The sequence below is a fragment of the Mesorhizobium sp. B2-1-3 genome (genome assembly GCF_006442495.1).
Classification (GTDB): domain Bacteria; phylum Pseudomonadota; class Alphaproteobacteria; order Rhizobiales; family Rhizobiaceae; genus Mesorhizobium.
Map to the genome: position 1 here is coordinate 1 of NZ_VFWL01000035.1, position 11,157 is coordinate 11,157.

An 11,157-nucleotide genomic window follows, 5' to 3' on the forward strand; every position below is an offset into this window, starting at 1 on the left:
TCCGTCGAAGTGGCCGCGGGCTGGTTGGCGCCATTGGAGCCATAGTTGTCGCTGCCGGCGAAAGCGCTGCCCGACACGGCCAGGACGGCGGCGGCAGCAAGAGCGATCTTCTTCATTTCAAGTCTCCTGAATTCTCAAATTTCGCCAGGACGGCGGAAGGCCCGCCGTCAACTGGAGATCGGCTGTTAGTTGTTGCCGAAGAGGTTGCGATCGGCACCCTGGACAGGCGTCTGGGCAGCCGGTTCCGACTTCTTGGTCGAAGCGGTGTACGAGCTGTCGACGGCGGTGGCCGCAGGGGCATTCGAACCATAATGGTCGCTACTAGCGAAGGCGCTGCCGGAAACAGCCAGAAGGGCGGCGGCAGTGAGAATGATCTTTTTCATTTTTTGATACTCCAGTATTTTTCCGTCCGTCTAGCGGCGTGTCTTGGGAGGAAATCGCGTCGTTCGGACAGCCCCGATGTGGGAAAGCCATACCGCCATTTCCAATCACGAAGTTTTTCCGTGTGGACCAAGTTTCCACCACTTGAAATTGTGCCAGAGCCTTCAACATTCGTTTTTTTCTGTTTACTATCAGTTGGTTATGCAAACGCGTCGCGCGATCACCAACTGTGTCGAAGGCCCAGTGTTCACACCGTCCTGCACGCATCGTCAACAGAAACGAACCGTTCGGTTCGATTTTAGAGGGCGCTAACAGTCACTTTTCGAAACCGTTAACCTTTTTTGCCTCCGCCACGAGACGGAATCCGAGGCGGCGACCTGAGGCTTTCTGCCCTGCAACGGCGGCCGCGCCGTTTCCAATGCGTGTCGCGCGGCATGGATGCGATGTCGTTTTCATGCCGACGACAAGTCGGCGATCATGGTTAGATCCTGCCATCTCAGGTGCCGCCGCGTGACGACGAGGCGGAGAATTGGGAAGCCGGTCAGAATCCGGCGCTGCCCCCGCAACGGTGGTGGAGTTCAGGTCGCAACGGGAGACCACTGGGCAAAGGCCTGGGAAGGTGTCGCGACAGTCCGCAAGGACAGCTCCAGAGCCCGGAAACCAGCCCGAGATGTTGGACTCGACTGATCGCGGCGGGCGGTCAAGAGGCGGATGGTGCATGTCCGGCGCAAGCCGGCGCGCGGCTTGATCCTTCCTCTCTCCCCTCCGTTCAGTCCTTCGATGCGAGGACAGGACTTCAATGCGAGGACAGGACATGGATGCGCGCAACGACATGCTGAAACGGCTGCAAGACCGCAGGGACGGCTTCTCGCTCGAGCAGCCCTTCTATACCGATCCCGACTACTTCAAGCTCGACATGGAGCTGATCTGGTACCGCGACTGGCTGTTCATCGGCCATGATTGCGAACTGCCCCGGCCCGGCAGCTTCATCACCGTGCAGATCGGCGACTATCCTGTGGTGCTGGTGCGTGACCAGAAGGGCAACATCAACGCCTTCCACAATTCTTGCCGCCATCGCGGCAGCCGCGTCTGCAACACAGACAAGGGCACGGCGGCGAAGCTCGTCTGCCCCTACCATCAGTGGACCTATGAACTGGACGGCAGGCTGCTGTTCGCCAGGCAGATGGCCGAGGGTTTCGACAAGAGCCAGTTCGGCCTGAAGCCGGTCGCCTGCGAAAGCGTCGGCGGCTACATCTTCATTTGCCTCGCCGACGAGCCGGCGGATTTCGCGCCGATGCGGACGATGATCGAACCCTATTTGCTGCCGCATCGGCTGCGCGAAGCAAAGGTCGCCTTCGAGAGCACCATCGTCGAGAAGGGCAATTGGAAGCTGGTCTGGGAAAACAACCGCGAATGCTATCATTGCGCCGGCAACCATCCGGAGCTCTGCAAGACCTTCCCGGAGGCGCCGACCGTGACTGGCGTGCAAGACGCCGACAGCGACCCGGAGATGCTGTCGCACTGGGCCAAGTGCGAGGCGGCCGGCCTGCCGAGCAGGTTCCGCATCGACCCGGCCGGACAGTACCGTGCCACCCGCGCGCCGCTGCTGCGCGATGCCGTCAGTTATACGATGACGGGAAAACGCGCGGTCAAGAAGAACCTGTCCGACGGCGTTGCCACCGACCGCATCGGCTCCTTGCTGCTCTATCACTATCCGACGACCTGGAACCACATCCTTGGCGACCACGCCGTCACGTTCCGCGTGCTGCCGATCAGCGCCACCGAGACCGCGGTGACGACCAAATGGCTGGTTCACAGGGACGCGGTCGAGGGCGTCGACTACGACCTTGCCGAACTCACCCATGTCTGGACCGAGACCAACGGCCAGGATCGTCGCATCGTCGAGGAAAACGCCTTCGGCATCCTGTCGCCGGCCTATGAACCCGGCCCCTATTCCGAACTGCACGAAGGCGGCGTCATCCAGTTCGTCGACTGGTACGCGCGTTTCATCGGTCCGCGCCTCGCCGAAGACGGCCGGCCGGCCCTGCGCAGCGTTGCTTGAGAGGTAAGGGATGAATGCGATGACGGATCTCGGCCTCTATCGCCATCTCGATCAGATGGCGCCCTGGAACGACAGGCTCCAGGTGCTGGAAGTGATCGGCGTGAGCGACGAGGCGCCTGATGTAAAGACCTTCACCTTCCGCTCCGACAACCAGACCTGGTTCCGCTACAAGCCGGGCCAGTTCGTGACGCTGGAACTGCCGACAGCGGATGGGTTGCTGATGCGCACCTACACGCTGTCGTCTTCGCCTTCACGGCCATTCTCGATCGCGGTGACGGTGAAGGCGCAGGCCGGCAGCACCGGCACACGCTGGATGTTCGACCATTTGAGGCCTGGTTCGCACGTCAAGGCGTATGGGCCGGCCGGAGACTTTTCGCTGCACAGCCACCCGGCGGCCAAATATCTGTTCATCTCGGCCGGCTCCGGCGTGACGCCGATGATGTCGATGCTGCGCTGGCTGAATGACTGCGCGCCATGGACCGATGTCGGCTTCGTCAACTGCGCCCGCCGCCCCGAAGAGATCATCTTCCGCAAGGAGCTGGAATTGCTCGGCAGCCGCATGCCCGGCCTGTCGCTCGGTTTCATGATCGAGGAGCGGTCGAGCCGGGAAGGCTGGTTCGGCCATATGGGCCGCATCGACGCCATCCGGCTGCCGCTTTTGGCGCCCGATTTCCGAGAGCGCGAAATCTTCTGCTGCGGCCCCGACCCCTTCATGCGTGCCGTGCGCGGCATGCTCGAAGCCGCCGGCTTCGACATGGCGAGATACCATCAGGAGAGCTTTGCAGCGCCGCTGGTGGAGGAAATCCCGGCGCCGTTCGCCTCGCCGACCGGAGACGGCGCAGCCATTCCTGTCGAAGCCGCGACGCCGATCCGGTTCTCGATTTCGGACGTCGATGCCGCATGCGTCGCCGGCCAGACGGTGCTGCAGACGGCGCGCGCCTCGGGAGTCAGAATCCCCGCCGCGTGCGAATTCGGCCTGTGCGGAACCTGCAAGGTCAAGAAGCTCTCGGGCGAGGTCGAGATGAGCCACAATGGCGGCATCCTCGATCACGAGATCGAGGACGGCTTCATTCTCGCCTGCTGCTCCAAGCCGCTTTCGGCGCTTGATATCGAGGCGTGACCGACGGCGCTCGGCGGTCTGCAACGCCGCTTAAAGCGCGTCGCATGAGCCCATTTCGATGCGACACGCTTTGGAGCGAAATCCGACGGCCATTCAGGGAGTGATCAGCGTCACAGAAGGGAAATAAGTCCGGTAGCGGCCGACATCACGCGTCAGCAGCGGAAGGCGTCCGACGGCTGCGTGGGCGCCGATGAAAAAGTCAGGCAACACGCCGGTCTTGGATCCTCCCGATCTGCGATATTGTGTAAATGCTTTTCCGGCAAGGAAGAGGGCTGCTCTTGGCATCGGAACCATTTCTAGACCGGCCGCCTCGACAAACGCCTCCAGATCCTCGATGCGTGCGTAGCGGACGGCAAGCTCGGCATAGACCGCATCATTGATCAACAACGGCCCATCGAGGCTCGCTGCCTCGAGATGGGCGACCGACCAATCCGCCCAGCTCGGATCGTCCGTAACAACGTCGAGCAGAACGTTGGTGTCGACGAGCGTCACCGTTCGGAACGCGTCAGCGCCATGATCGCGTCCGTCGTGAGCCCCTCGCCGGCATGACCTCGCAACTTGGCGAAGCGGCTCGCCGGCTGCTTTTTGTCAGCACGGGTCAGCACCACGCTGCCATCGGCAGCGCGCCGGAAATCGACCTTGCTTCCCGGGACGATCTCCAGGAGATCGCGAACCGGTTTGGGGATGGTCACTTGTCCCTTCGCTGTAACGGTCGTCGCCATCTTCGTTCCTCGGTAATACCATGTCTCCCGAAGGTATTACCTTGCGGTTCGAATTTCAAGGCCTGAAGCGTCAATCCCCGGCCGGGAGGCGGGCTCGTCGACCGACAAGCCCGCCATCCCTGCATTCATGTCAACGCGATGTCTCAGCCATTGGCGAAGGGCACGGCGACATAGATCTGGGCATCGCCTCGTTCCACCAGCAGCAGCACCGATTTGCGGCCTGACTTGCCGGCCTGCGCGATCGCCTGCGTGGCCTGCCTGGCGCTCTTCACCGGCATCTGGTTGACGGCGATAATGATGTCGCCGGGCTGGACGCCGGAAGCCGCCGCCGCCTTGTTGGGATTGACCGCGGCGACCACCGCGCCACGCTGGTTGTCGGGGAGGTTCATCTGCTGGCGAATATCGGGCGTGATGTCCATCAGGCCGAGCCCGATCGCCGGCAGGCGGGCGCCCTGCCCGTTTCCCGGCGCGCCGGAATCACCAGATACCGACGCGGTCTGCGCATCGTCGCCATTGCGGCCGACGTCGACGGAAAGCTGCATGGTTTTGCCATTGCGCCAGACGTCGAGCGTTTCCTTCTTGCCGGGCGAGACATCGGCGACGGCACGCGACAGGTCCTTGGGGTCCTTTATCTCCTGGCCGGCGAAGCCGGTGATGAGGTCCCCCGTCTGGATGCCGGCCGCGGCCGCCGGCGAGCCCTCGGTGACCGAGGAGACCAATGCGCCGCCGGGGTGATCGAGACCTATGGCACTGGCAACGTCCGGGGTCACCGGCTGGATCTGGACGCCAAGATAGCCGTATTCGATTTCGCCGCCCTTCATCAGCTTGGCGACCACCTTTTGCGCCTGGTCGGACGGAATGGCGAAGCCAACGCCGACGCTGCCGCCATTCGGCGAATAGATCGCGGTGTTGATGCCCACGACGTTGCCGCTCACATCGACCAGCGGACCGCCAGAGTTGCCGTGGTTGATCGGCGCATCGATCTGGATGAAATCGTCGAACGGCCCGCTGTGGAGATCGCGGCCGCGCGCCGAGACGATACCTGAGGTGACCGTGGTGCCGATGCCGAACGGATTGCCGAAGGCCAGCACTTGATCGCCCGGCATCAACTTATCAGAATCTCCCCATTTTACCGTCGGCAGGGGCTTGTCGGCCTTGATCTTGATCACCGCAAGGTCGTTCTTGGCGTCGCGGCCGACCAGCTTGGCGGGAAGCTCTGAACCGTCGTCAAGCGTCACCTTGATCGAGCTCGCGCCGTCGATGACATGGTTGTTGGTGACGATGGTGCCGTCGGCGCCGACGATAAAGCCGGATCCGAGCGCTTCGGCGCGCTGCGACTGCTGCGGCGGCGCTTTCGGCCCGGGCATGCCCTGGTCGCCGAAGAACTGGCGGAAATAATCGTCGAAAGGCGAGCCGCCGCCGTCCAGGGGCGAGGCATCGCTCATGGCGTCCGGTTGCCCCTTCATGACGGTCGTAACCGTCACCACGGCCGGCTTGTCGGCTGCCACGATGGGGGCAAAGGAGCCGTTCGGGGCCGCTACGCCGGCTACGGGGGTCTGTGTCGTACCGACGGCGTTGTGGACCTCGTTCGGGCTTTCGGCGAAGGAGGCCACGATGGGAGAGATGATCAGCGCAGCGCCCAGCAGGGCCGCGACGCGATGTCTACGAAGAATGCTTATGGGTGACATGGTCGTTCTGTCCGGGCGAGAGTTGAACCTGGGCCGCGGATGGTTCGGGGGAAAACACCCGTCGGCTGTCGACAGCCGGATTGCCTGTCTCGCCGCGCATGGCAGCCGGCCGGATCGACAAACCAGCATCTAGGGCGCGGATTGGCCCGATTTAGGGTTTTCGGGCGACCTTACGAAGATTTAATTTTAGAGCCGGCTTATGGACCAGCCGCTCGGCTGAGATAGGCCGAGGCGATCTCGCGCATGCGCTCGCCGTCGAAGCTCGGGCCGTGACCGCCATGGCCGATGCGGATCGGCAGGTCGAGCAGACGCCGCATGGTGAGGCAATAGGCCGACTTGTCGGAGTCTGGCAGGTCGTCGATCAGCCGGTCGTCATAGATGGCGTCGCCGCTGAAGAACAGGCCGTCTGCTTCGTCGAACAGCGCGATCGAATCCGGCGAATGCCCGGGCAGATGCAGCACGCGGAAGCGGCGGTCGCCGAGATCGACGACATCACCCTCGTCGAGGGTGCGCGTCAGCGGCGCTGGCGGGATCTTGTAATCCGCAGCCTTCCAGCCCGGTGCCGGCAGTCGCGAGACGGCGCCGTCGAGGTCGTGGAACATGTAGGCGTAGGTCGCCGCCTCATCCATGTTCTCGAACTGCGCGGCACTCACCCTGGGTCCCGCGCGCAGCGCGAATTCATGCAGCGAGCCGACATGATCGAGATGGATGTGGGTGGCGACGACGATGAGCGGTTTGCCGGCCCGGGTTTCGATCTCCGGCGCCAGCGGGCAGATGCCCATGCCGGTATCGACCAAAAGGTCGGCGTCGCGGCCGGTGAGATGCCAGATGTTGGCGCGCACATAGTCATGCACGAACGGCTCGGTCAGCATCGTCGTCTTCTCGTCGACGATGCTCCTGCTGAACCAGTTCTCCATCAGAAGCGGCCCGGCATCAAGCGTGAGCCCGGCATCAGGTGTGAGCCTCGCATCAGGTGTGATCCTGGAATCAAGTATGGTCCCGACATCAGACGAAGGGCTTTCCGACCTTGTATTTTTCCGGCACCAGCCGCTTCAGGTAAGCCATGCCGGCGTCGGACAGATGGTTGGCGTCCGGCTTCATGAAGTTCTCGGGCATGTGACGGGTCTTGCCGGCCACGTTCTTCAGCGGCACCTTCTTCAGCACGGTTTTGGTGCCGTCATATTGCAGCGCCACGGAGCCGCCGCCCTGTTCGGCCACGGTGACCGCGAACGCTCCCGCGTCGAACGCCTCCTGCGCGTCGACGGCGCTGATGGCGCCGACATAGCCGCGCGGCATGTAGCCCAGCGCATCGACGCGGGCGCGCTTGCCCGGCAGCCCTTCGGCGAGCGCCCGCTCGAGTGCCGCCGGCAGGTCGCTGCCCGATAGCTTGACATTGCCATGCTGGTCGCGCTCCAGCTTCTCGGGCGGGACCAGGCTTTCAACCAGCGCCTTGCCGTCGGCGGTGCTCACCCCTTCCGAAACGGCGACGATGCAGCGCTTGTGGCGGTCGAGCGTGGCGCGCACGTCCTCGATGAAGGCTGTGGCCGAGAACGGCCGCTCCGGCACGTAGACGAGATGCGGACCACTGTCGGGATCGAGCTGCCAAGCCGCGGCCGCGGCCGTGAGGAAGCCGGCGTGCCGGCCCATGACGATGCCGACATAGATGCCGGGCAGAGCGCGGAAATCGAGATCGACGGACAGGAAAGCGCCGGCGACGAACTCGGCCGCCGAGATGAAACCCGGCGTGTGGTCGTTCTCCTCGAGATCATTGTCGATGGTTTTGGGCGCATGCACGAACGCGATCTTGCCCCCGGCGGCATCGGTCAGGATCTGCTGCGTGCCCGACGTGTCATTGCCGCCGATGTAGATGAAGGCATCCGCGCCGGCCTTCTTCAGGCCGTCGAGGACGACCTCGCAATAGGCTGCATCCGGTTTGTCGCGCGTCGAGCCAAGGGCCGCGCTCGGCGTTCCGGCGATCAGCCGCAGGCGGTCTTCCGGGACGGCGGAGAGGTCGATATAATTGCCGTCGCGGATACCGCGCACGCCGTGGATGGAGCCCAGGACCTTGGCGCCGGGATGCCGCTTGCGGATCTCCAGCGTCGCCCCGACCACGGTCTGGTTGATGACGGCCGTCGGGCCGCCGCCCTGCGCGATGACGAAAGTTCCGGCCATCGGTGAAATTCTCCCGGGCGATTGGATTTCAGGCACCTTCGCCTGTCTTTGGCCATCGCGCAACGGCAGAAACGACCGGCCGCGCCAGCGGCCGCGAGGTGAGGCTTGAGCTAGACGACGACGACCGGGTTCTTCTTGGAAACGCGGCTGTAGAGGTCGATGATGTCCTGGTTGATCAGGCGCACACAGCCCGACGACATGGCCTGGCCGATGCTCCACCATTCGGGCGAGCCATGGATGCGGTAGCCGGTGTCCTTGCCGTCCTGATAGATGTAGAGAGCGCGCGCCCCGAGCGGGTTGGTGAGGCCGCCGGGCTGGCCGCCCTGCCATTTTACCAATTCCGGCTTGCGGGCGATCATTTCCGGCGGCGGGGTCCAGGTCGGCCATTCCCGTCCGTACTGGATGTTGGCGCGGCCGGACCAGCGGAAGCCGTCCTTGCCGATGCCGACCCCGTAGCGGATGGCGTCGCCCCCCGGCTGGACGAGGTAGAGCATGCGCTCATTGAGATGAACGACGATGGTGCCGGGCGCTTCGCCCGTCTGGTCGACGACGATCTGGCGGCGGAATTCCGGCTTGATCTTGAGGTAGGGCACCTCGGGCACGTTGAAGCCGCCGTCGCTCAGGGACGCGTACATCAGGTCGGGGCTGGTGACGTTCTTGTCGACGCTGATGCTCGGCCGGATCGGCCGCACAGAGCCGGTGACCGTGTCGTCGAGCTCAAGCGCCGGCAGGCCGCCGCCCGAAGTCGAGCAGCCGGCGGCGCCAAGCAAGGCCAACGCCCCTGCCCCGGATAAAACGGCGCGGCGGGAGACAAGACTATCGGTTTCGATTGCGTCGCCGTTTCGCGGCGGCCTCAGACCTTGCGGCAACTCACGCATGTACCCAAACCCTACGCTGTCGGCGGGAAGCACGGTCCGGCCGGATGACGAGCATTTTCATCATTCATGGTTGATAAAGCGTGAAGGCCTTGCGCTGCCTGCATTTGCGAACAGGCTGGGCGCCATTGCGCCCTCTCCGGTATCGCCAACCAGCGTGCCCTGCACGAAATCACCTCGGGCGGGTCATAGTCCCGGCGCCAGCGTGTCAAAAGCGGGGGCCCCCATGTGCAAGACCTGAAAGATCAACCTCGAGCTTCTCGCCGAGATCGTGAACCTGTCGGGCGGCTCGACTGACGCCGAACTGCCGTTGGGGGGGTAGAAACAAACCGCTTTACATTCTCCTGGACCGAAGGATTTATCCTCTTCTTTGAGCTCAAAGGAGACGAGCATGTCCTTCGAAAACTGGGCCGCCTTCGCTGCCGCGTCGACCATCCTCCTAGTCATTCCGGGACCGACCATCCTTCTGGTCGTGTCCTATGCCCTCGGCCAGGGATGGCGCACCGCACTGCCGATGGCCGTCGGCGTGGCGCTGGGCGACTTCACGGCGATGACCTTGTCCATGCTGGGCATCGGCGCCCTGCTGGCAGCTTCGGCCACCGTCTTCACGATCCTGAAGCTGATCGGCGCTGCCTATCTGGTCTATCTCGGCGTAAAACTGTTCCGGGCCGGCGGCGCGCTCAAGGCCGAGCCGCGCACCGATGCCGTGTCCTCCGCCAGGATGATGGGGCATGCCTGGCTGGTCACCGCGCTCAACCCGAAAAGCATCACCTTCTTCGTCGCCTTCCTGCCGCAGTTCCTCGACCGGCACGCCGATTTCTGGACGCAGATGCTGATCTTCGAGACGACCTTCCTGGCGCTCGCCTTCGCCAATGCCTTCGGCTACGCGCTGATCGCGTCGCGAGCGCGCAACCTTGTGCGCAACCCCAGGGCGATCCGCGTCTTCAACCGCACCGGCGGCACGCTGCTGGTTGGCGCCGGCATCGCCACAGTGGCGATGCGTTCAGGGAATTGAACAAGGGGGATTCGCTCAACGCACAGCGTTAGCGCTGCCCCTCACCTGCCTGCCGGCGGATGAGGGGCGGCGTCGACTTTACGCACGAAAACAGCGCCAGCTTCGCCGTCTCACCACTTGATGCTGACGCCGAGATTGCCCTCAAGGATGCGCCGCTTGTCACCGCCGAGATTGGTGGTGTAGTCGCCGGTGGCGAAGAGGCTGACCTTGTCCGTCACCTTGGCGGTCACGCCGCCGCCGAATTCGAACGAGGTCGAGCGGCTTTCGGTCGAGATGTCGGTGGTGTCGAAGTTGACGTGATCCGTGCCACCGGAACCGTGCCAGAGATTGGCCTTGAGGTAAGGTTGCAGCACGGTGCCGTTCAATGTCGTCTCGCCCTGCAGGCGCAGGCCGAGGCGTCCGGTGACGTTGTCGTCGAGATCGAAGGAAACCGACGCGAAGTGATCCTCGGCATCGTCGAGCGATAGATGCTGCCAAATCAGTTGCGCCTGCGGTTCGAGCGTCCAGCCTTGCGCCAGCGCGATCGGGTAGCCCCCTTCCAGCGAAGCGGTGACGCCGGTTCCCTTGACATCGATGCCGATGTCGCGGGTCGAGGTCGCATCGCCGCTGAAAAAAGTGGCCATGACGACCCCGTCCAGGTACCAGCCCCCGGGACCGATACGGGTCCAGTAGCCGCCGACGCTGGTGCCGCCGAGATCGATGTCGCCGACGCCCAGATCGTTCTGCCCCAGCGCCTGGCCGCGCACATCGCCGTTCATGGTGGCATAGGCGATGAACAGGCCGGCACGATCGACGCCACCTGAAGCGGTTTCCTGGCCAAACACGTCGAAGCCGCCCTGGAACCCGAACAAGGTGCCGTCGAACGACGGCGAAACCGTTCCCGACCAGCCCATCTTCGCGTCCTGGCCGAAGATACGGCCCCAGACCGGAGAGAGTTCGGTGTTTGACAACAGGCTCTGTTCGCCTCGCCGTTCATGGAAAGTACCAAGTGTCGTCATCGCCAGATGCTCGGCCACCGGCGGAACCGCCGAATAGACCGGGACCTCGACACGGTAGAGCAGGATCTCCTCCCCTGCCGCGGGCGTCGGAAGATCGGGCACCGCAGTCGGGACGGGCGGGGGC

12 protein-coding genes and 1 riboswitch are annotated in these 11,157 nt (G+C 63.8%); of the genes, 3 read left to right on the top strand and 9 right to left on the bottom strand.

Annotated elements, in window-relative coordinates:
• Positions 1 to 116, bottom strand: a 116-nt coding sequence (locus FJ973_RS30605; protein WP_140517786.1) for a DUF680 domain-containing protein, incomplete at its 3' end; no start/stop codon positions are given.
• A gap of 69 nt (positions 117 to 185) precedes the next feature.
• Complete coding sequence (locus tag FJ973_RS30610; RefSeq protein WP_140501224.1) at positions 186 to 383, bottom strand: DUF680 domain-containing protein; 198 nt, start codon at positions 381 to 383, stop codon at positions 186 to 188.
• Positions 384 to 862: 479 nt separating this feature from the next.
• Positions 863 to 1,065: riboswitch (cobalamin riboswitch) on the top strand.
• A gap of 130 nt (positions 1,066 to 1,195) precedes the next feature.
• On the opposite strand from FJ973_RS30610, the gene FJ973_RS30615 reads away from it, so the two are divergent.
• Together FJ973_RS30615 and FJ973_RS30620 are read left to right on the top strand one after the other, a co-directional pair.
• Positions 1,196 to 2,443 carry an aromatic ring-hydroxylating dioxygenase subunit alpha gene (locus FJ973_RS30615; RefSeq protein ID WP_140558910.1) on the top strand — a complete coding sequence of 416 codons (1,248 nt, stop codon included), beginning with the start codon at positions 1,196 to 1,198 and terminating at the stop codon, positions 2,441 to 2,443.
• A 19-nt stretch (positions 2,444 to 2,462) separates the two neighbouring features.
• Positions 2,463 to 3,563 carry a hybrid-cluster NAD(P)-dependent oxidoreductase gene (locus FJ973_RS30620; protein WP_140501228.1) on the top strand — a complete coding sequence of 367 codons (1,101 nt, stop codon included), beginning with the start codon at positions 2,463 to 2,465 and terminating at the stop codon, positions 3,561 to 3,563.
• A 93-nt stretch (positions 3,564 to 3,656) separates the two neighbouring features.
• On the opposite strand, the gene FJ973_RS30625 is transcribed toward FJ973_RS30620, so the two are convergent.
• The 6 genes from FJ973_RS30625 to FJ973_RS30650 all read right to left on the bottom strand — a co-directional run bounded on the left by FJ973_RS30625 (position 3,657) and on the right by FJ973_RS30650 (position 9,023).
• Positions 3,657 to 4,055 (bottom strand): type II toxin-antitoxin system VapC family toxin, encoded by a 399-nt coding sequence (locus tag FJ973_RS30625; protein WP_140558906.1) that lies wholly within the window; start codon positions 4,053 to 4,055, stop codon positions 3,657 to 3,659.
• Positions 4,052 to 4,285, bottom strand: a complete 234-nt coding sequence (locus tag FJ973_RS30630) for an AbrB/MazE/SpoVT family DNA-binding domain-containing protein (RefSeq protein ID WP_140517783.1) — start codon at positions 4,283 to 4,285, stop codon at positions 4,052 to 4,054. The genes FJ973_RS30625 and FJ973_RS30630 overlap by 4 nt, the downstream gene beginning before the upstream one ends.
• A 143-nt stretch (positions 4,286 to 4,428) precedes the next feature.
• Positions 4,429 to 5,973: a DegQ family serine endoprotease gene (locus FJ973_RS30635; protein ID WP_140558907.1), complete on the bottom strand. Its 1,545-nt coding sequence runs from the start codon at positions 5,971 to 5,973 to the stop codon at positions 4,429 to 4,431.
• 197 nt (positions 5,974 to 6,170) lie between these two features.
• On the bottom strand, positions 6,171 to 6,890 hold the full coding sequence (locus tag FJ973_RS30640; protein ID WP_140501235.1) for an MBL fold metallo-hydrolase: 720 nt from the start codon (positions 6,888 to 6,890) through the stop codon (positions 6,171 to 6,173).
• A gap of 88 nt (positions 6,891 to 6,978) precedes the next feature.
• On the bottom strand, positions 6,979 to 8,145 hold the full coding sequence (locus tag FJ973_RS30645; RefSeq protein WP_140558908.1) for a diphosphate--fructose-6-phosphate 1-phosphotransferase: 1,167 nt from the start codon (positions 8,143 to 8,145) through the stop codon (positions 6,979 to 6,981).
• 110 nt (positions 8,146 to 8,255) lie between these two features.
• The gene (locus FJ973_RS30650) at positions 8,256 to 9,023 is read right to left on the bottom strand and encodes a L,D-transpeptidase (protein ID WP_140517780.1); all 768 of its coding nucleotides are present in this window, start codon (positions 9,021 to 9,023) and stop codon (positions 8,256 to 8,258) included.
• 388 nt (positions 9,024 to 9,411) lie between these two features.
• Between FJ973_RS30650 and FJ973_RS30655 the strand changes: the two genes are divergently transcribed.
• Entirely contained in the window at positions 9,412 to 10,035 is a 624-nt protein-coding gene (locus tag FJ973_RS30655) for a LysE family translocator (protein ID WP_140517779.1), read from the top strand.
• A gap of 110 nt (positions 10,036 to 10,145) precedes the next feature.
• Here the strand turns inward: FJ973_RS30655 and FJ973_RS30660 are convergent.
• Positions 10,146 to 11,157, bottom strand: a 1,012-nt coding sequence (locus FJ973_RS30660; protein WP_140558909.1) for an autotransporter outer membrane beta-barrel domain-containing protein, incomplete at its 5' end; no start/stop codon positions are given.